The sequence below is a fragment of the Methylobacterium terricola genome (assembly GCF_006151805.1).
Classification (GTDB): Bacteria; Pseudomonadota; Alphaproteobacteria; order Rhizobiales; family Beijerinckiaceae; genus Methylobacterium; species Methylobacterium terricola.
In genome coordinates, this window is record NZ_VDDA01000055.1 from 1 (window position 1) to 18945 (window position 18945).

The window sequence follows — 18945 nt, forward strand, 5'->3', positions numbered from 1 at the left end:
GGACGGGGGCAAGGTGCGGGTGCGGACGCTGACGCTGCCGGACAGCTACCAGGACCACGACACGCCGGAGCGGATGTACGCCGAGGCCGGGCTCGACGCGGCCTCGATCGTCAAGGTCGTGGAAGGCGTGCTGCCGGCCCGTCCGGAAACCAAGGCGGCGAGCAACGTCGTCAGCGTCGCCCGGCGTCAGCGCTGACCCTGAGAACCGGGCCGCGTCCTCCCGGACGCGGCCCGATCGGGACTACTTGATCACCGCGCAGCCGATGCGGGCGCCGGCATTGCCGATCGGCTGGGTGGCATGGTCGTCCTCGTTGGCGTGGATGATCAGCGCCGAGCCGTCATTGTCCTTCAGGCCGCCCTCTCCGGTGAGCGGCGTGTCGCTCGACACCTCGGCATTCACCGAGCCGTCGGCATTGGCGAAGACGTTCGGCAGGTCGCCCTCGTCCGGCCCCTCCGCGTTCAGGAGGCCATGCTTGGCGTTGTCGTGATTGACGTGCGCCTTGGACTCCTGGAACTTGTCGGTGTCGGCGCAGCTGCCGACGGCATGGAAGTGGATGCCGTGCCAGCCGGGCGGCAGGCCGCCGGGCTGGATCGTCACCCGCATCACCAGGGTGTTGGCGCCGTCCCGGAGCGCGATCTTGCCGATCGTCTCGCCCTTGTTGTTGACGATCGGCGCGTCGTAGGTCGCCGGGGCCGCCGGCTTGTCCGACGCGGCCTTGTCCTGCGCCAGCGCGGGGGCGGCGAGGCCAAAGGCCATGGCGCCGGCGAGCACGATGTTTCTCATCACAACACTCTCCTCGTGTGTCGCCGTATAGCTAGGGCGTCCGGCGCCGGCGGGGACGCCTCGCACTGAGCGAAGCGGCGAGGAAACCGGACTCCTAGGACGAAGATTTGCACGACCAGGGACCGAGGGCGATGACGACGGGCGAACGGCTGCGGGCCGACCGCCTCCTGGTGGAGGCGGGCCACTTCGAGAGCCGGGCACGGGCGCAAGGAGCGATCGAGGCCGGGTTGGTGCGGGCCGACGGCATCGTCGTGCGCAAGCCCTCCGACCTGATCGCCCGGAGCGCCGTCATCGTCGCCGAGGCGCCGCACCCCTACGTCTCCCGCGGCGGCCTCAAGCTCGCCGCCGCCCTCGACGCCTTCGCGATCGACCCGTCGGGCCGCATCTGCCTCGATATCGGCGCCTCGACCGGCGGCTTCACCGACGTGCTGCTGCGCCGCGGCGCGGCCTTCGTCCATGCCGTCGATGTCGGCCGCTTCCAGCTCCATCCGAGCCTCGCCGCCGATCCGCGCGTCGCGGCGCTCGAGGCGACCGATGCCCGCGCCCTTCAACCCTTTCCCGAGCCGCCCTCCCTCCTGGTGATCGATGTGAGCTTCATCTCCCTGCGGCTGGTGCTGCCGCCCGTGGTTCCGCTCCTGGCACAGAGAGCCGCCCTCGCGGCGCTGATCAAGCCGCAATTCGAGGCCGGGCGCGAGCATGTCGGCCGCGGCGGGCTGGTCCGCGACGCGGCGGTGCAGGACGCGGTCTGCGACCGTATCCGGGATCTCGTCGTGTCGCTCGGCTTCACTTTGCGCGGGCTGATCCCGTCGCCGGTCGAGGGCGGCGACGGCAACCGGGAATTCCTGATCGGCGCCGTGCGGGAGGCGGGACAATGAGCGACACGATGGAGATCACCCGCCTCGGCCTGCGCGGCGACGGCGTGACCGCGGACGGCGTGGTGGTGCCGGGTGCGCTCCCGGGCGAGACCGTGCGGGCGGTACCGGAGGAGGGGACCCGCCCGCCCCGCGCGCGGCTCGACGCGGTGCTGACACCCTCCGCCGATCGGATCGGACCGTTCTGCCCGTATTTCGGCACCTGCGGCGGCTGCGCGATCCAGCATCTCGCACCGGAGCCCTACGCCGCGTGGAAGCGCGACCTCGTCGTCGGAGCGCTGGCGCGGGCCGGGATCGAGGCGCCGGTGGCGCCGCTCCTCGACGCCCACGGCTCCGGCCGCCGCCGCATCACCCTGCACGTGCGGGCCGGCGAGGGCGGGCCGCAGGCCGGCTTCATGGCGGCGCGCAGCCATGCGCTGGTGGCGATCGACCATTGCCCGATCACGGAAGCCGCCCTGCACCGAGCCCCCGAGGTCGCCCGTGCGGTCAGCCGTCCGCTCGGCGGTGGCGGGGGGAAACCCCTCGACGTGCAGGTGACCGCAACGGCCGGCGGCCTCGACGTCGACATCCGCGGCCACGGGCCCGCCTCCGAGCGGGCGCGCCAGACCCTGGTGCTGCTCGCCGGCGAGCTCGACCTCGCCCGGCTCAGCCTGCACGGCGAGGTCCTGATCGTCCGCCGCCTGCCCGAAATCCCGGTCGGCCGCTCGCGGCTGGTGCCCCCGGCAGGGGGCTTCCTCCAGGCGACGGCGGAGGGCGAGGCGACCTTGGCCCGCCTCGTCGTCGAGGGCGTCGGCAAGGCCAAGCGCGTCGCCGACCTGTTCTCCGGTGCCGGCGCCTTCTCGCTGGCCTTGGCCGAAGCCCATACCGTCCACGCCGTCGAGGGCGAGGAGGGAGCGCTCAAGGCCCTCGACCGCGCCTTTCGCGAGACGGCGGGCCTGCGCACCATCACGACCGAGCGCCGCGACCTCTTCCGCCGCCCACTCCTGGCGCCCGAGCTCGACCGCCACGATGCGATCGTGTTCGACCCGCCCCGGGCCGGCGCCGAGGCGCAGAGCGCCCGGATCGCCGAATCGAAAGTGCCGGTGGTGGTCGGCGTCTCCTGCGACGCCGGCAGCTTCGCGCGCGACGCGGCGTTGCTGGTGCGCGGGGGCTATCGACTGGAGGCGGTGACGCCGGTCGACCAGTTCCGGCACTCGCCGCATGTCGAGATCGTCGGGGTGTTCAAGCGGCCGGGAAAGAAGCGGTAACGCCGCCCTCGCCAGGCGCCGGCGTCATCCTTCCGGCGCCGCCGGCACCTGCCCACCTCCGACATCCCGTCGCGGCTGCAGCAGCAGCGCCAGCAATCCCGTCCACCCGGTCTGGTGCGCTGCCCCGAGCCCAGCCCCGGTGTCTCCATGAAAGTATTCATGGAACGGCACGTGATCGCGGAAATGCGGGTCGTCCTGGAACAGCGGCACGTCGCCCAGCACCGGGCGGCGGCCGTCGGGGCCGCGCAGGACCAGGCGGGTGAGGCGGGTGGACAACTCGTCGGCGATCTCCGGCAGGGTGAGGTAGCGCCCCGACCCGGCCGGGCATTCGATCTTGAACTCGGGGCCGTAGAAGCGGCCGAACTCGGTCAGCGCCTCCACCAGCAGGTAGTTGATCGGCAGCCAGATCGGCCCGCGCCAGTTCGAGTTGCCGCCGAACACCGCCGTGGTCGATTCCGCCGGCTCGTAATCGACCGCGAAAGTTTGGCCGTCCCAAGGGAAGCGGAACGGCGCCGCCGCATGCGCCTTCGAGACCGAGCGGACGCCGTGGGGCGACAGGAACTCGCTCTCGTCGAGCATCCGGCGCAACAGCGCCTTCATGCGGTGGCGGCGGAGCAGCGAGAGCAGCACCCGGTTGCCGCGGCCCGGCTCCTCCCAGCGCGAGACCTGGGCGGCGAGGTCGGGGCGGTGGCCGAGAAGCCAGCGGGCGCGACGGGCGAAGGCGGGGAAGCGTTCCGAAAGGTTCTCGTCCAGCACCTCGACGGCGCAGAGCGGGATCAGCCCGACCAGCGAGCGCACCCGCAGCGGCACCTGGCGGCCGTCGGGCAGGCTGAGCACGTCGTAGTAGAACTCGTCGGTCTCGTCCCACAGGCCGGAACCGTCACCGCCGACATGGGTCATCGCCTCGGCGATGGTCAGGAAATGCTCGAAGAACTTGGTGGCGATGTCCTCGTAGACCGGGTCCTCGACGGCGAGTTCGAGGGCGATGCGCATCAGGTTGAGGCTGTACATCGCCATCCAGGCGGTGCCGTCGGCCTGGTCGAGGGTGCCGCCGGTGGGCAGTGTCGCCGAGCGGTCGAAGATGCCGATATTGTCGAGGCCGAGGAAGCCGCCCTGGAAGACGTTGCGGTCGCCGGCATCCTTGCGGTTCACCCACCAGGTGAAGTTCAGCATCAGCTTGTGGAAGACGCGCTCCAGGAAGGCCCGGTCGGCCTTGCCGGTCATCGCCTGGTCCATGCGGTAGACGCGGAGCGCCGCCCAGGCATGGACCGGCGGGTTGACGTCGCCGAAGGCCCATTCGTAGGCCGGCAGCTGGCCGTTCGGGTGCATGTACCATTCGCGCGTCAGCAGGATCAGCTGGCCCTTGGCGAAGGCCGGGTCGATCAGCGCGAAGGTCACGCAGTGGAAGGCGAGGTCCCAGGCCGCGTACCAGGGGTATTCCCACTTGTCCGGCATCGAGACGATGTCGGCGTTGTTGAGGTGCGTCCAGTCGCTGTCGCGGCCGTGGCGGCGGGCCTCCGGCGGGGCAGGCTGGGCCGGATCGCCGGACAGCCAGCGCCGGACGTCGAAATGGTAGAACTGCTTCGACCAGAGCATGCCGGCGAGCGCCTGGCGCTGCACCAGCCGCGCGTCCGGGTCGGCGACGTCGCGCTGAAGTGCCGCGTAGAAGGCGTCGGCCTCGGCGAGGCGGCGGGCCATCACGGCGTCGAAGGCGGCGATGTCGCGCTCGTCCGGGTTCGCGGCGGGGCCGAGGCGGAAGCGTAGGGACACGCTGCCGCCGGCCGGCACGGTCACCGTGGTCCAGGCGGCGCATTTGGTGCCCTCGGACAGCGGGCTCACCGCATCGTGCCGGCCCTCGACGATGCGGTCGTTGATCGCGTCCTTCGGGTGGGCGGGGCCCGGCGTGCCGAACAGCCGGCGGGTGTTGGTCTCGTTCTCGCAGAACAGGAACGCGGCCGGCTGCAGGCTGGCGAAGCGGAGGGGCGACGCGCGCCCGCGGGTCGCCTCGACGGCGCCGGTCTCGGTCAGGCGCAAAAGCGGGCGCGGCTGCTCCGGCTCCCAGGATTCCCGCCCCCACGACCAGGTGTTGCGGGCCCAGAGCTGCGGCAGGACGTGAAGGTCCGCGGCCTCCGGCCCGCGATTGGCGATCGTGATCCGCATCAGCACGTCGTCGGGCGCGGCCTTTGCGTATTCCACCGTCACGTCGTGGTAGCGCCCGCCCTCGAACGCGCCCGTGTCGGCGATCTCGTATTCGGGCAGGTTCCGGCCCTTGCGCCGGCCGTTCTCGGCGACGAGGTCGGCATAGGGGAAGGCGGCGTGCGGGTACTTGTAGAGCATCCGCATGTATGAGTGCGTCGGCGTGGCGTCGAGATACCACCACAGCTCCTTGACGTCCTCGCCGTGGTTGCCCTCGCTGTTGGTAAGCCCGAACATCCGCTCCTTCAGGATCGGGTCGCGGCCGTTCCACAGGGCAAGCGCCAGGCACCAGAGCTGGCGGTCGTCGCCGAACCCGGCGATGCCGTCCTCGCCCCAGCGATAGGCGCGCGAGCGGGCGTGGTCGTGGGGCAGGTAGTCCCAGGCGGTGCCGCCCTCGCTGTAATCCTCCCGCACCGTGCCCCATTGCCGCTCGCTCAGGTAGGGGCCCCAGCGATGCCACCCCTCGGCCTCGACGGCGGCGAGGCGGCGGCCTTCCTCGGTGTCGGTGAGGCAGGGGGAGGCGGGCATCGGGGGAGTCTCCACTGTGGTCACGCCGAAGCCTGGGTCATACCGGATCGAGGTCGAGCATCCGCCGCAGGCGGATCAGCTCGCCGAGGGACCAGGCCTGGAACGGGCAGCCGCCGGGCCGGTGGGGCGGGTCGCCGTCGGCGACCTCGGAGACGTGGCCGAGGCCGGCCTCCGCGAGATGCGCCGTCAACGGCGGCAGGAAGCGCGCCCGCGCCTCCGCCTTGGCCCCGGCCGAGCGCCCGCGCACCGCCAGCCAGGCATCGACGAAGGGTCCGATCAGCCAGGGCCAGACCGTGCCCTGGTGATAGGCGCCGTCCCGCTCCGCCGGACCGCCGCCATAAGTGCCGCGATAATCCGGGTCGGCGGGGTCGAGGGAGCGAAGGCCCAGCGGCGTCAGGAGCCGCGCCTCCACCGCCTCGACCACCGCCCGGGCGGTGGCGCCGTCGAGGAGCGGGAAGGGCAGGCCGCCGACCGCCAGGATCTGGTTCGGGCGCAGGCGCGACTCGACCGCGCCCGGAACGTGATCGGCATCGATGACGTCGAAGAGGCCGCCCGACGGAGAGACGAAGCGCGCGAAGCTGGCGGAGGCGCGCCGTTCGAGGTCGCGCCAGCGCGGCGACCAGCGGGCGCAGCCGATCCGCAGGGCGTTGATCCACAGGGCCTGGACCTCGACCGGCTTGCCGATGCGCGGCGTGATCACCCGGTCGCCGACCTTGGCGTCCATCCAGGTCAGCTGCACGCCCGGGACGCCGGCGCGCAGCAGGCCGTCGGCATCGGCCTTGATGCCGTACCGGGTGCCGGCGGCGTAGCCGTCGAGGATCGCCGCGCAGGCCTGCGCCAGCCGCGTTCCCTCCGCCTCCGGCACTGGCCGGCCCGCGGCGGCGTGGGCGTCGAGCACGTCATGGACCGCCACCACGTACCAGAGCGAAGCATCGACGGCGTTGTAGTCCGGCGCCTCGCCCCGGTCGGGAAAGCGGTTCGGCATCATGCCCTCGCTCACCGCGCCGGCCCAGGCGAGCAGGATGGCGCGGGCTTGGCGCAGGGCGCCGGTGGCGACCAAGAGGCCGCGCAGCGCGATGAAGGTGTCGCGGCCCCAATCGGTGAACCACGGGAAGCCCGCCACCAGGGTACGCCCGCCCGGACGGTCGACCAGATAGGCGCCGGCCGCCAGCGCCAGCGGCGTCAGGGCCTCGCGCCGCGCCCGCTCGGCCGCCCTCAGGCGCTCGGCATGCGGTTCGGCCCGAAGGCTGAGCCCGTCGCCGCTGCGCAGGATCATCACGGCGGGGCCGGCCGCGAGGTCGAAGGTGAAGCAGCCCGGGCTCGCCAGATCCTCGGTGTCGTCGAGGCCGCGGTCGCGTTCCTGCGTGTACAGGAAGGTGCGGTACCAGTCGGGCGCGTGGGCGTAGGACCCGTTGGTGAGCGCCGCGACGGCCGGCAGGTCGGGATAGGGCCGCCAAGACACGTTATGCCCGACATTGCCGCCCCGCACGGTGGCCGCGAAGGCGAAGGCCGGGTTCTCGTGGTGGAGGGCGTGGTAATCGCGGCCCGACAGGAGCGGGCGGACGTGAAGCGTGCATGGTCCGTCGCCGGTCAGGCGCTGCCAGCGCAGCAGCGTCTCGCCGGCATCGGGCTCGACCAGGATCTCGTGACGGAGCGTGGTGCCGTCGGGCAGGCGATAGATCCAGCTCGGCCAGGGCCGGGGCGAGAACGACTCGATGTGGTGCCAGCCATCCGGATGGATCACGTCCGGCGCATAGGCTTGCGTCGAGAGCGGCACGGACCCGCCCGTCGTCACGATGTCGGCCTCGATCCCGTTGACCAGCACCACGCGGCCGGTCGGCGGGGTCGTCGCGGTCAGCAGCAGGGCGTGGTAGCGCCGCGTGCGCGGGCCGCGGACCGGGCCGGAGGCGAAGCCCCCGAGCCCGTCCGCCTCGAGCCATTCCGGCGACTCGTCCACGGCCTAGTTGCCGTCCAGGGGCAGCCAGCGCCGGCCGTCGCGGGCCAGCAGCTCGTCCGCCGCCTTCGGCCCGGCGCTGCCGGATTCGTAGGGCTCGGGATCGCCGCCGGCGCCCCAGGCCTTGACCAGCGGCTCGACGGCGGCCCACGACGCCTCGATGTTGTCGGCACGCTGGAACAGGGTCGCGTCGCCGGACAGGCAGTCGTAGAGCAGGGTCTCGTAGCCGACATTCGGCTCCTGCCGGAAGAAGTCGCCCTCCCGGAAGGTCGAGCGCACGGCGCCGAGCTGCATCGACGGGCCCGGCACCTTGGCGTTGAACTCGGTGGTCATCCCCTGGACCGGATCGACCATGATCCGCACGATGTTGGGGGCGATCTGGTCGACCGGCGTATCGCGGAACAGCCGGTAGGGCGCCGGCTTGAAGTGGACCGCGATCTCGGTGCGCCGCGCGGTCATCCGCTTGCCGGTGCGCAGGTAGAACGGCACCCCCGCCCAGCGCCAGTTGTCGATGGTGAGCTTCAGGGCCGCATAGGTTTCGGTGCGGCTGTCCTCGGCGACATGCGGCTCGTCGCGGTAGCCGGGCACGGTGCGGCCCTGCTCGGTGCCGGCCCGGTACTGGCCACGCACCGCGTCGCCGGGCTGGACCGGCTGCACCGCCTGGACGAGCTTCGCCTTCTCGGTCCGCACCGCCTCGGCGTCGAAGGAGACCGGCGGCTCCATCGCGGTCATGCACAGGAGCTGGAACAGGTGGTTGGGCACCATGTCCCGCAAAGCCCCGGTCGGCTCGTAGAAGGCGCCGCGCTCCTCGACGCCGATGGTCTCGGCGGCGGTGATCTGGACGTGATCGACGAAGTCGCGGCGCCAGATCGGCTCGAACATCCCGTTGGCGAAGCGGATCGCCATGATGCTCTGCACCGTCTCCTTTCCGAGGAAGTGGTCGATCCGGTAGAGCTGCGATTCGTCGGCCACCGCGAGCAGCCGCTTGTTCAGCTCCTGCGCCGAGGCGAGGTCGCTGCCGAACGGCTTCTCGATCACGACGCGGCGAAATGCGCCGTCGCCCTGCTTCAAAAGGCCGGCTTGGCCCAGATGCTCGACGATCGGCGCGAAGAACCGCGCCGCCACCGCGAGGTAGAACACCGCGTTGCCGGGGATCTTCTCTCCGATCTGCTCGTACGTCCCGGGCGCCAGGAAGTCGCCCTTGAGGTAGTGCAGGCGGTCGCGCACGAAGCCCCAGGCGGTCGGGTCGATGTGCTTGGCGTGGAACTCCGCCGTCTCGTCCTTGGTGAAGGACTCCATCGTGTCGGACAGATTCTTGCGCCAGCTGTCGTCCGAGCCGTCGGTATGGTCGACGCCCCAGATCGTGGTCGTACCGTCGAGGAGGCGGCTGCCAGCGAGGTTGTAGAGAGCCGGCATCAGCAGGCGCTTGGTCAGGTCGCCCCCGGCGCCGAAGATCACGATGGTACAGGGCGGGGCCGGCTTGCTGCCGGAGGCGGCATGCCCCTCCACCGGGACGTGCGACGAAGTGGGGGTCTCCGACGTCATGACGGTCTCCTCGGCCAGCGGGTGCGCCGCGGTGAAGCTCGGTTTCCGAAGCTAGATCCCGCACCGCAACAGGCAAGGGACGCACCCCCCGCGGCGGAGAGCCGGGGATGCAGGCCCACCCTGCGCCGCCCCCGGCTTTCCGGGGCACCGGTGCCGGCCTAAGGTGAGGCCTTGTGACCTCTTCGAGAGCGAGCGGGACGATGGCGGACGGGACCAGGCAGGCGGGCAGCGTCGCGGTGATCGGGAGCGGCGGGATCGGCGGCTACCTGGCGGGGGCGCTGGAACGGGCGGGGCGCGACGTGACGCTCTGCGTGCGCACGCCGTTCGACCGCCTCGTCGTCACCGACGCGTCGGGCGAGCGCGAGGTGCCTGTCCGCATCGTCGCCGATCCGGCCGAGGTGAGCGTCGCGGACTGGGTGCTGGTGACCACCAAGGCGCAGGACACCGCGAGCGCCGCGCCCTGGTTCCGCACCCTGGTGGGGCCCGAGACCCGGGTGGTGGTGGTGCAGAACGGCGTCGGCCAGGCGGAGCGGGCCACGCCCCACCTGCCGGCGGGCGTCACGGTGCTGCCGGCGATCATCTATTGCTCGGTCGAGCGTACGGCGCCGGGCCGCATCACCCATCATGGCTCGACGAAGATGAACGTGCCGGTGGGCGCCGACGGCGCCGCCTTCGCCGAGCTGTTCTCCGGCACGCCGTTCGAGATCACGCAGGAGGCGGATTTCGTCACGGTCGCCTGGCGCAAGCTCCTCAGCAACGCGGTCGTGAACCCGATCACGGCGCTGACGCTGCGGCGCATCGTGGTGTTCAACGACCCGGCGATCCAGGACCTCGCCCGCGGTCTGATGGCCGAGGTCATCCGCGTCGCCAATGCCGAGGGCGCCCGGCTGACCGACGCGGACGCCACCCGCATCCTCGACGGCTACCAGCGCATGACCGGCGACGGCGGCAGCTCGATGCTCTACGACCGCCTCGCCGGGCGGCCGCTCGAGCACGCCCACCTCACCGGCGCCGTCGTGGCGGCGGCCGAGCGCCACGGAATCGAGGTGCCGCTCAACCGGACGATCCTGGCGCTCGCCGGCGCGGCGAGCGGGCAGGGGCTGGCGGGGGATCGTTGAGGGCGCGGCGCACACGGCGTGAGGTGGCGATGGTCGAGATCCAGGCTGCCCCAGAGGGAAGCATGGTCTAATCGAATCGTCTTGCCTCCGATCCCTGGTCCAACCAAAGTCCGGCCCGACGAACGCCGCACGACCCGGCGACGGGGAGGACGGTTTGCACGAGGTACGGATCGCGGTCGCGGGCGCCGGCCTGATCGGGCGCCGGCACATCGAGGAGATCGGCCGGAGCCGCGGCACGCGGCTCTCGGCCATCGTCGATCCCGGGCCTGACGCCGCCGCGATCGCCGAGCGGGAGGGTGTCCCGCTCTTCGGCACCCTGGAGAGCTGCTTCGCGACGGCGCGCCCGGACGGCGTGGTGCTCGCGACGCCGAATCGGCTGCACGTGCCGCAAGGGCTCGCCTGCATCGCGGCCGGACTCCCGGTGCTCATCGAGAAGCCCCTCGCGCACGGCCTCGACGAGGGCGAACGCCTGGTCGCCGCGGCCGAGGCGGCCGGGGCCCGCGTGCTGGTCGGCCACCACCGACAGCACAGCCCGCTCATGCGGCGCGCGGTCGAGGCGATCCGGTCCGGGCTGCTCGGCCGGATCGTCGGGGTGATCGGCAGCGCGGTCTTCTGCAAGCCCGACGGATATTTCGAGGGGCCCAATGCCTGGCGGCGCGAGCCGGGCGGGGGGCCGCTCCTGATCAACATGATCCACGAGATCGGCAACCTGCGCGCGATGGTGGGCGAGATCGCCGCCGTGCAGGCCACCGCGTCGAACGCCGTGCGGGGCTTTTCGGTCGAGGACACGGTGGCGATGAGCCTGCGCTTCGCGAACGGGGCGCTCGGCACCTTCCTGCTCTCCGACACCGCCGCCTCGGCCCGGAGCTGGGAGCAGACCTCGCGCGAGAACGCGGCCTACCCGACCTATCCGGACGAGGACGCCTACACGATCCTCGGCACCGACGGGTCCCTGGCGGTGCCGACCTTTCGGCTGAAGCGCTATGCCCGGCCCGAGGAGAGATCCTGGTTCGCGCCCTTCGCCTGCGAGACGCTCGCGGTCGAGCGCGCCGACCCCCTGGCCGAGCAGATCGCGCATTTCGCGGCGGTGATCCGGGGCGAGGCCGAGCCGCTGGTGAGCGCCCGCGACGGGCTGCAGAACCTGCGCGTCGTCGATGCCATCGCGCGGGCGGCCCGCACCGGCGGAACGGTCGAGCTGTAGGACCAAACCGGCGGAGGGACGCACCAGGCGTGCCGCCTACCGCACAAGGCGAGATTGACGATGGCCGACGCCGCCGGCCAGCATCGCGCGGTGGCGTGAGCACGGGTCCGGGCATGAGGGACCGTGGTCGGCTCATGGGGCCCGAGGGCGCCATGGGGGCCAAGGGAGCCATGGGGGCCAAGGAAGCCATGCCGGAGGATCACCGATGGGCGCGCCGATCCGTTGCCAAGCCTTCCTGCCGGCGGCGCTTGCCGCCGTGCTGCTCGTCCCCTCGGCGGTTCGGGCCCGGGACCTTCCGCGCCCGATCCAGGCCGAGCTGGACGCCGAGATCCAGGATTGCAAGCCGCAGACGGTGACGCTCGGCCGCAAGTTCGTCGAGCAGAAGGACGTGACCGGCGACGGCGTGCCCGACTACATCCTGAATTACGGCGAGTTCCGCTGCGGCGACAGGGGGGTGCTGTATTGCGGGTCGGGCGGCTGCACCACGAAGATCTTCGCCGCGACGGTGCGGAACGGTTATACGAAGGTCTTCGATCAGATCGTTCGCGACCTGCAACCCGGGACAGCGCGCGGTCGGCCGGTCCTGTTCCTGGGCCTGCACGGCAGCGCCTGCGGCAAGGTGGGCGCCGAGCCCTGCGGACAGACCCTGGCGTGGAACGGGACGCGCTTCGTCCGGCCCCGCTGAGGGTCAGGCCCCGCCGGGCTCCACCCGCACCCACACTCCGGTCACCTCGATCCGCACCGGATACGTCGCGAGGTCGCGGCAGACCGGCCCTCCTTGCGCCCGGCCGGTGGCGATCTCGAACAACCCGTAATGGGCCGGGCACTCGATGAAGCCGTCGACGATCTCGCCGCCGGCGAGCGGCACGCCCGCATGGGTGCAGCGGCCTTGCGTGGCGTAGACCGCGCCATCGACGTGGTAGAGCGCGAGGGCGACGCCGCCGGCCTCGCGGGCGAGCAGCGGCCGGCTCTCGAACTCCGCGAGGTCGGCGACAGGGTGCCAGGTCATGACGCGGGCAGCACCATCGCCCGGCAGGCACCGAAGCCGATCGTCGCGAAGCCCTCGCGCCGCCCACGGGCGACGAGTGTCACCTCGTCGCCGTCCTCCAGGAAGCGGCGCTCCTCGCCGCTCTCCAGTCGTATGGGCACCTTGCCGCCCTGGCTGGTCTCGAGCAGGCTGCCGCAGGAGTCCAGGTCCGGACCCGACAGCGTGCCGGTGCCGAGGAGATCGCCCGGCCGCAGGTTGCAGCCGCCGCTGGTGTGGTGGGCGACCATCTGCGCCACCGTCCAGTACATGTGCCGGGCATTCGAGCGGGCAACGCGGTGCGGGCCCAGGCCGGCCTCGCGGGAGGCCCGGGTCGAGAGCAGGATCTCGAGGTCGAGATCGAGAGCGCCGCCGGCCTGGTCGGCCGGATCGAGGAGGTAGGGCAGGGGGTCGGGATCGCCCGCGGGCCGCTTCGCCTGGGGAATGCGGAACGGCGCCAGCGCCTCGGGGGTGACGATCCACGGCGAGATGGTGGTCGCGAAACTCTTGGCGAGGAAAGGCCCGAGGGGCTGGTACTCCCAGCCCTGGATGTCCCGGGCCGACCAGTCGTTGAGCAGGCAGAACCCCGCGATCCGATCCGCGGCGTCGCCGATCGGCACCGGCGCGCCGAGGTCGTTGCCGGGCCCGATCCACACCCCGAGCTCCAGTTCGTAGTCGAGGCGTCGCGACGGGCCGAAGACCGGCTCGTCGCGATGGGGGGGCTTGGCCTGGCCGTGCGGCCGGCGCACCGGAACCCCGGAGGGCCGGATCGACGAGGCACGGCCGTGATAGCCGACCGGCACGTGCTTGTAGTTCGGCAGCAGCGGCTGGTCGGGCCGGAACTGGCGACCGGTATTGGTGGCATGATGGATGCCGACGAAAAAGTCGGTGTAGTCGCCGATCCGCGCCGGCAGGTGCAGCGTGCCGGACGCGGCCTCGTGCAGGAGCGGCGGCACCCGGTCGCGGTCCGGGCTGTCTGCCGACAGGAGCGCGAAGAGCTGCGCCCGAAGGGCCCGGCGCGGGCCGGCGCCGAGCGCCAGGAGCCCGGTGAGGTCGCCGCCCTCGGCTGCCGCGACCGCCCGCGCCGCCTCGCCGGTCAGAAGGCCGGCCGCCAACGCGGCCGCGAGGTCGAGGAGATGGTCGCCGATCGCGACGCCGGGCCGTCTCGCGCCGTCGCCGACCGAGAACACCCCGAGCGGCAGGTTCTGGACCGGAAAGTCCGGATGGCCGTCGGCACCGGGCACGCAGGAGCGGGCGGCGGGATCGTGGGTGTGGTCGATCGTCATCACCGCGCCTCCGGCCGGTTCGGGTCGAAGTGCTTCGTCAGCTTGCGGCCGTAGGCGCCGTAATCCGCCTGCAGGGCCGGCGTCTCCGCGGCGAAGCGGCTGACCTTCTGGGGAAACCGGGTCTCGAACATGAAGGCGAGCGTGCCCTCGAGCTTGTGCGGTGTCAGCGCGGCGTTCGACGCCTTCTCGAACGCGTCGACATCGGGCCCGTGCGGCAGCAGGGTGTTGTGCAGCGAGGCCCCGCCTGGCCGGAAGCCGCCGCCGGTCTTGGCGTCGTAGACCCCATAGACCAGCCCCATGAACTCGCTCATCACGTTGAGGTGGTACCAGGGCGGCCGAAAGGTGTTCTCCGCCACCAGCCACCGGTCGGAGAACAGCACGAAGTCGATGTTGGCGGTACCGGGCGTCTCCGAGGGGGAGGTCAGCACCGTGAAGATCGACGGGTCGGCGTGATCGAACAGGATCGGGCCAACCGGCGAGAACTTTCGCAGGTCGTACTTGTAGGGCGCGTAATTGCCGTGCCACGCCACCACGTCGAGAGGCGAATGGGCGATCTCGGCGGCCCAGACGCTGCCGCCCCACTTGACGAGCATCGTGCCGGGCGCGTCGCGGTCTACGTAGGCCGCGACCGGCGTGAGAAAGTCGCGCGGGTTCGCCAAGCAATTGGCCCCGATCGGCCCGCGCTCCGGCAGGGTGAAGGCGCCGCCGTAATTCTCGCACAGGTAGCCCCGGGCCGGCCCGCCGAGCAGTTCGACCGCGATCTTCACGCCCCGCGGGATCACCACGATCTCGCCCGGCTCGACCTCGATCACCCCGAACTCGGTGCGGAAGCGGAGGCCGCCTTCCTGCGGCACCACCAGCATCTCGCCGTCGGCGTTGTAGAAGTACTCGTCCCGCATCGAGCGGGTGGCGAAGAAGAGATGCGCGCCCATGCCGGCCTGCGACCCGGCATCGCCGGCCGTCGTCATCGTGCGCACGCCCTCGACGAACGACAAGGGCTCGTCCGGGATCGGCACGGGATCCCAGCGCAATGGTGCCGGCGGAAGGTCGGCCGTCTCGGCCGGGGCGGTGAGCCAGAGTCGAGAGTCGGTCTTCCGGAAGGCCCCCCAATGCATCACCGTCGGGCGGACGCGATAGAGCCAGGAGCGCTCGTTGGTGGTTCGCGGCGCGGTGAAGGGCGAGCCGGAGATCTGCTCGGCATACAGGCCGTAGGGGCACTTCTGCGGCGAGTTGCGGCCGACCGGCAGAGCGCCGGGCAAGGCCTCGGTCTCGAAGCCGTTGCCGAAGCCGGACATGTAGCCGGGCGCGAGACCGGAGCCGGTGGCGGCGGGACGAAGCCCGGACGGCGCCTGGACGTTCATGGCGGCGACCCTTTCCTGCCCTGGATGATAGTTTCAATTGCAACCTTTTACTCTGGATAGGAGCGGCGGGAAACGGCGTCAAGCGAGCCGCCGGCGGTTGCGCTCGGGCAGGCGCTGGGGCACAGCGTCCGGCATGATCGCGGTGGATTGGGGAACGAGCAGCGCCCGCGCCTACCGGCTCGCGCCGGACGGGCGGCTGCTGGAGCGGCGCGAGGGCGCCGGGGGCATCCTGCGGGTGCCCGAGGGCGGCTTTCCGGCGGCGCTCGCCGCCATGGTCGGCGACTGGCTGGCCGACGGCGAGGCCCAAGTGCTGCTCTCCGGCATGGTCGGCAGCCGCCAGGGTTGGCAGGAGGCGCCGTATCTCGCCTGTCCGGCGGGGCTCGACGACCTGGCGGGCGCGGTCGTGCCGGTGCCGTTCGAGGGTGCGATCGTGCGGCTGGTGCCGGGCCTGAGCGCGGCGGATCCGGGCGGCGTTCCGGAGGTGATGCGCGGCGAGGAGGTCCAGGTCTTCGGGGCGCTCGGCCCCGGCGACGCGGACGGGCTGATCTGCCTGCCCGGGAGCCATGCCAAATGGGCGCGGGTTGCGGACGGCCGCATCACCGGCTTCTCCACCCACCTGACCGGCGAGGCCTTCGCGGCGCTCAAGGACCACACCATCCTCGGTCGGATGATGACCGGGACCGCCGCGCCCGGCCCGGCCTTCGAGGCGGGGATCGCCCGCTCGGCGGAGACCGGCGGGCTGCTCCACCACCTGTTCGGGACCCGGACCCTGGGGCTGTTCGGCCGCCTCGCGCCGGAGGATTCCGCGAGCTACCTGTCCGGCCTGCTGATCGGGCACGAAGTCGCGGCGGCCATGACCACGCCTTCGCTCGTGCGCCTCCTGGGCTCCGGCCCGCTGATGGCGCTCTACGGCCGGGCGATCGCCCTCAAGGGCGGCGAGGCGGTGGCGGGCGACGTCGACGCCGCCGCCCGGGGCTTGGCGTTGATCGGAGAGAGGACCCAGTGGACATGACCCCCGACGTGACGGCCTGGCTCGCCCGCTGCCCGCTGGTGGCGATCTTGCGCGGCGTGCGGCGCGACGAGGTCGAGGCGATCGGCGACGCCCTGGTGGCCGCCGGCGTGGTGATCCTCGAAGTGCCGCTCAACTCTCCCGAGCCGGTCGAGAGCGTGCGCCGCCTGGCGGCGCGTCTCGGCGACCGGGCGCTCGTCGGCGCCGGCACGTTCCGGCGCGAGGCCGAAATCGCCGCGGTGGCGGAGGCGGGCGGGCGCCTGCTGGTCACGCCGCACGCCGACCCGGCCTTGGTCCGCGCCGCCAAGGCCCGCGGCATGGTGGCGATGCCGGGCTTCATGACCCCGGCCGAGGCTTTCGCGTTGCTCGACGCCGGCGCCGACGCCCTCAAGCTGTTTCCGGCCGAGGCCGGCGGGCCGCCGATGCTCAAGGCGCTGCGGGCGGTTCTGCCGAAGGACACGCCGCTGTTGCCCGTGGGCGGGGTCGACGCTCAGAGCCTGCCGGCTTGGCGCGCGGCCGGCGCCAGCGGCTATGGCTGCGGCTCCTCGCTCTACAAGCCCGGCGACACGCCCGAGCAGGTCGCCGCCAAGGCCAGGGCGCTGATCGCGGCGCTCTGATCCACGCCCCGGGGGTTGACCTCCGGGACGCTCAGCACCGGGGGCCGCACAGGGGAGTGCGGCGGTCGGGAGCGGTACCGGACCGTCCGTATCCCGCTTGCTCCCCGGCTCCGTGATTCGCATAAGGGATCTTATGGAACCAGAGCGACTGACCCGGATGCCAGGGACAACCCGCTGAACACCCACGGCTTCTCGCGCCAGGCGAAGCCGTCTCGGTCTATGCCGGCTCCCGCATCGCTACCATCTGTAGCCGCGTCGCGACGGTCCGGGCGAGTTCCGCCGCCTGGCCGCGGATATCCGGCACCGCCGTGCATTCCCAGAGCGTCCCGCGCAGCAGCGGGCCGAGCGTCCAGAGCGGCGCACCGGCCCGGCCGGTCTCGTCGAGCACCGCGAGGTCGTCCGCCACCGCGAGGCCGAGCCCAAGGGCATCGGGGCGGATCAGGCCGCGACCCATCAGGCGCCGCAGCAGCACGTCGTCCGTATCCGCGACGCGTCCGACGCCGGAGGCATCGATGATCCGCTGCACATCGACGATGCGCGGTGCGTCGGCGCCGCGCTCCCGCAGGCTGACGCGGGCATGGCCCGCCCCATCCTCGACCGCGACCACCCGGGCCCGCATCAGCGTCAGCCCGCCGCTCGCGCGCTCGCGCCCGATGATCTCGGCGGCGGGTGGCGCCATCCGGTGGCGATGCACGTCCCAGAACGCCCGGACGTGACGCAGGAAGCGGCGCTGCTCGGCCGGCGGCAGACCGCGCCACAGCGCGACGCTCGCGCCCCGCAGGGAATCGATCACGCTGCGCCAGTCGGTCCCCGCGGTTTCCGCCCGGCCGACTTCGTCGCGCACGAAGCGCAGCAGCGCTCGCAACGACCGCCGTGCCCCTTCCGGGATCGTCGGCGCCGGCCATGGGGCGGTCGCGTCATGGACCTGCGGCAGCAGGCCGTGGCGCGACACGGCGAGGATCGGCCCGGAGAAGCCGCGCTGCCGGGTCGCCGCGACCGCGTCGACCATGGTCAGACTGGTCCCGACGATGAGCAGCGGCAGGTCGGGCCGCAGGTCGTCGAGCGGCGTGTCGCCCCATGGATCGACCGAGTAGCGGCTGCGCGGCCCCCGCGGCGCCCGCAGGTTGCCGCAGGCGAGAATGGCGCCGGCGACCCGGCGCCGCCGCCCGGCCGCGAGGGTCAGCTCGAAGCCGTCCTGTACCGGAGTGAGATCGACCACCTCATCGTTCTCGAGCATCAGGCGGGGCGCCGGCCCCGGGGCGGACAAGGCGCTCACCAGCAGGTCGGACAGGTAGCGCCCGTAGAGCCCGCGGGCCGCAAAGAGCCCGGCCGGCGTCGACCGCGTCCACGCGGCATGATCGAGCGGACAGCCTTCGAGCCAGCGGGCAAAATGCTCCGGCTGATCCGGGAACGCGCTCATGTTGGTGGCGCGCACGTTGAGGAGATGGTCGCTGCAGCCGGTGGCATAGGCGAGGCCGCGGGCGAAGGCGCCGGATTTCTCGCAGAGAAGGACCGGACGATCGGGCATCAGCCGACTGAGATGAAGCGCCGCCATGGTGCCGCTGAACCCGGCACCGATCACCGCGAGAGGTGGAAGGGTCGTCCGCATCCGCCGTGGGTCTCCTGCGTCGCTTTCTTATCTTAGGGCAGACAGGCTCGAAGGTCTCGGGTCGGAAACCGGCCCTTGAAGCACCGCCGCCTCTTTCCATCTCGGGTACGAGGCGGCCGCGGAGGCCAGGCAAGTACCCTGCCCGCCTCCTGCCGCCACGGGCGAGACCGACAGGTTCCGGCCGTGTTGACAGGCAAGCCGGCTACCCTTAGACAGCCGCTCACCGACGGGGCGCCGACGAAACGGCCCGCCCCGACGAACCTTCCCAGAAGACGACGAAGCAAGGGCCAGGGCAACCCGGCACTGCTTTTTGTTCTCTGGAAGGTCTGGATCTGGCTCCGGCCCGATCAGCTCTTTGACAAGTGCATACGAGAAAGAGAAGCGTGGACGGCGTCGTCCCTGCGGACCGGGCCTTCGGGTCTGGTCGTGAGTAGGATGATGCTGGTCTGACGTTTCGGTGCTCACACGATTGGTGGAAACGCCGATCGGTTGTGAGCCTCCGTTTATGTTGTGATCAGCTTTGATCAGCTCTTCAACTTGAGAGTTTGATCCTGGCTCAGAGCGAACGCTGGCGGCAGGCTTAACACATGCAAG

At 71.9% G+C, this 18945-nt stretch carries 16 protein-coding genes and 1 rRNA gene; 9 read left to right on the forward strand and 8 right to left on the reverse strand.

Going from position 1 to position 18945, the window contains the following annotated elements:
• A partial coding sequence (locus FF100_RS35170; RefSeq protein ID WP_139040647.1) for a hypothetical protein occupies window positions 1-196 on the forward strand: 196 nt, incomplete at its 5' end.
• Window positions 197-241: 45 nt separating this feature from the next.
• Here FF100_RS35170 and FF100_RS35175 read toward each other — a convergent pair.
• Complete coding sequence (locus FF100_RS35175) at window positions 242-784, reverse strand: superoxide dismutase family protein (protein ID WP_139040648.1); 543 nt, start codon at window positions 782-784, stop codon at window positions 242-244.
• Between the two features lie 131 nt (window positions 785-915).
• On the opposite strand from FF100_RS35175, the gene FF100_RS35180 reads away from it, so the two are divergent.
• Complete coding sequence (locus FF100_RS35180; RefSeq protein WP_139040649.1) at window positions 916-1659, forward strand: TlyA family RNA methyltransferase; 744 nt, start codon at window positions 916-918, stop codon at window positions 1657-1659.
• A complete protein-coding gene (locus tag FF100_RS35185) occupies window positions 1656-2903 on the forward strand; it encodes a class I SAM-dependent RNA methyltransferase (RefSeq protein ID WP_139040650.1) in 1248 nt (415 codons plus the stop codon). The genes FF100_RS35180 and FF100_RS35185 overlap by 4 nt, the downstream gene beginning before the upstream one ends.
• A gap of 24 nt (window positions 2904-2927) precedes the next feature.
• On the opposite strand, the gene FF100_RS35190 is transcribed toward FF100_RS35185, so the two are convergent.
• Genes FF100_RS35190 through zwf form a run of 3 tightly spaced genes read right to left on the reverse strand, consistent with a single transcriptional unit; the run spans window position 2928 to window position 9126 of the window.
• A complete protein-coding gene (locus tag FF100_RS35190) occupies window positions 2928-5627 on the reverse strand; it encodes an MGH1-like glycoside hydrolase domain-containing protein (protein ID WP_139040651.1) in 2700 nt (899 codons plus the stop codon).
• Between the two features lie 37 nt (window positions 5628-5664).
• Window positions 5665-7584, reverse strand: a complete 1920-nt coding sequence (locus FF100_RS35195; protein WP_139040652.1) for an amylo-alpha-1,6-glucosidase — start codon at window positions 7582-7584, stop codon at window positions 5665-5667.
• A gap of 3 nt (window positions 7585-7587) precedes the next feature.
• A complete protein-coding gene (gene zwf, locus FF100_RS35200; protein WP_139040653.1) occupies window positions 7588-9126 on the reverse strand; it encodes a glucose-6-phosphate dehydrogenase in 1539 nt (512 codons plus the stop codon).
• 200 nt (window positions 9127-9326) lie between these two features.
• On the opposite strand from zwf, the gene FF100_RS35205 reads away from it, so the two are divergent.
• From FF100_RS35205 to FF100_RS35215, 3 genes are all read left to right on the forward strand, one after another.
• Window positions 9327-10244, forward strand: a complete 918-nt coding sequence (locus FF100_RS35205) for a 2-dehydropantoate 2-reductase (RefSeq protein ID WP_139040654.1) — start codon at window positions 9327-9329, stop codon at window positions 10242-10244.
• 154 nt (window positions 10245-10398) lie between these two features.
• A complete protein-coding gene (locus tag FF100_RS35210) occupies window positions 10399-11445 on the forward strand; it encodes a Gfo/Idh/MocA family protein (protein ID WP_139040655.1) in 1047 nt (348 codons plus the stop codon).
• A 205-nt stretch (window positions 11446-11650) separates the two neighbouring features.
• On the forward strand, window positions 11651-12130 hold the full coding sequence (locus tag FF100_RS35215) for a hypothetical protein (RefSeq protein WP_139040656.1): 480 nt from the start codon (window positions 11651-11653) through the stop codon (window positions 12128-12130).
• Between the two features lie 3 nt (window positions 12131-12133).
• Here FF100_RS35215 and FF100_RS35220 read toward each other — a convergent pair whose 3' ends face one another.
• From FF100_RS35220 to hmgA, 3 genes are read right to left on the reverse strand one after another with little or no spacing between them, the layout of a single operon-like run.
• Window positions 12134-12454: a Rieske (2Fe-2S) protein gene (locus FF100_RS35220; RefSeq protein WP_139040657.1), complete on the reverse strand. Its 321-nt coding sequence runs from the start codon at window positions 12452-12454 to the stop codon at window positions 12134-12136.
• Window positions 12451-13755 (reverse strand): fumarylacetoacetase, encoded by a 1305-nt coding sequence (gene fahA / locus FF100_RS35225; protein WP_139040658.1) that lies wholly within the window; start codon window positions 13753-13755, stop codon window positions 12451-12453. Before fahA ends, FF100_RS35220 begins: the two co-directional genes overlap by 4 nt.
• The gene (gene hmgA / locus FF100_RS35230; protein ID WP_139040659.1) at window positions 13755-15116 is read right to left on the reverse strand and encodes a homogentisate 1,2-dioxygenase; all 1362 of its coding nucleotides are present in this window, start codon (window positions 15114-15116) and stop codon (window positions 13755-13757) included. Before hmgA ends, fahA begins: the two co-directional genes overlap by 1 nt.
• Window positions 15117-15249: 133 nt before the next feature.
• Here hmgA and FF100_RS35235 point away from each other — a divergent pair, with 133 nt between their 5' ends.
• The gene (locus FF100_RS35235; protein ID WP_139040660.1) at window positions 15250-16128 is read left to right on the forward strand and encodes a 2-dehydro-3-deoxygalactonokinase; all 879 of its coding nucleotides are present in this window, start codon (window positions 15250-15252) and stop codon (window positions 16126-16128) included.
• Window positions 16125-16742, forward strand: coding sequence for a 2-dehydro-3-deoxy-6-phosphogalactonate aldolase (locus FF100_RS35240; RefSeq protein ID WP_139040661.1), 618 nt, complete (start codon window positions 16125-16127; stop codon window positions 16740-16742). Before FF100_RS35235 ends, FF100_RS35240 begins: the two co-directional genes overlap by 4 nt.
• A 217-nt stretch (window positions 16743-16959) precedes the next feature.
• Here the strand turns inward: FF100_RS35240 and FF100_RS35245 are convergent, their stop codons facing one another.
• Window positions 16960-18351: an FAD/NAD(P)-binding protein gene (locus tag FF100_RS35245; RefSeq protein WP_139040662.1), complete on the reverse strand. Its 1392-nt coding sequence runs from the start codon at window positions 18349-18351 to the stop codon at window positions 16960-16962.
• Between the two features lie 533 nt (window positions 18352-18884).
• Between FF100_RS35245 and FF100_RS37670 the strand changes: the two genes are divergently transcribed.
• A 16S ribosomal RNA gene (locus tag FF100_RS37670) occupies window positions 18885-18945 on the forward strand; the annotation flags it as partial.

Coding starts and splice junctions, on each gene's coding strand:
- FF100_RS35175 (WP_139040648.1), bottom strand. CDS start 784: ATGAGAAACATCGTGCTCGCCGGCGCCATGGCCTTTGGCCTCGCCGCC.
- FF100_RS35180 (WP_139040649.1), top strand. CDS start 916: ATGACGACGGGCGAACGGCTGCGGGCCGACCGCCTCCTGGTGGAGGCG.
- FF100_RS35185 (WP_139040650.1), top strand. CDS start 1,656: ATGAGCGACACGATGGAGATCACCCGCCTCGGCCTGCGCGGCGACGGC.
- FF100_RS35190 (WP_139040651.1), bottom strand. CDS start 5,627: ATGCCCGCCTCCCCCTGCCTCACCGACACCGAGGAAGGCCGCCGCCTC.
- zwf (WP_139040653.1), bottom strand. CDS start 9,126: ATGACGTCGGAGACCCCCACTTCGTCGCACGTCCCGGTGGAGGGGCAT.
- FF100_RS35205 (WP_139040654.1), top strand. CDS start 9,327: ATGGCGGACGGGACCAGGCAGGCGGGCAGCGTCGCGGTGATCGGGAGC.
- FF100_RS35215 (WP_139040656.1), top strand. CDS start 11,651: ATGGGCGCGCCGATCCGTTGCCAAGCCTTCCTGCCGGCGGCGCTTGCC.
- FF100_RS35220 (WP_139040657.1), bottom strand. CDS start 12,454: ATGACCTGGCACCCTGTCGCCGACCTCGCGGAGTTCGAGAGCCGGCCG.
- fahA (WP_139040658.1), bottom strand. CDS start 13,755: ATGACGATCGACCACACCCACGATCCCGCCGCCCGCTCCTGCGTGCCC.
- hmgA (WP_139040659.1), bottom strand. CDS start 15,116: ATGAACGTCCAGGCGCCGTCCGGGCTTCGTCCCGCCGCCACCGGCTCC.
- FF100_RS35235 (WP_139040660.1), top strand. CDS start 15,250: ATGATCGCGGTGGATTGGGGAACGAGCAGCGCCCGCGCCTACCGGCTC.
- FF100_RS35240 (WP_139040661.1), top strand. CDS start 16,125: ATGACCCCCGACGTGACGGCCTGGCTCGCCCGCTGCCCGCTGGTGGCG.
- FF100_RS35245 (WP_139040662.1), bottom strand. CDS start 18,351: ATGCGGACGACCCTTCCACCTCTCGCGGTGATCGGTGCCGGGTTCAGC.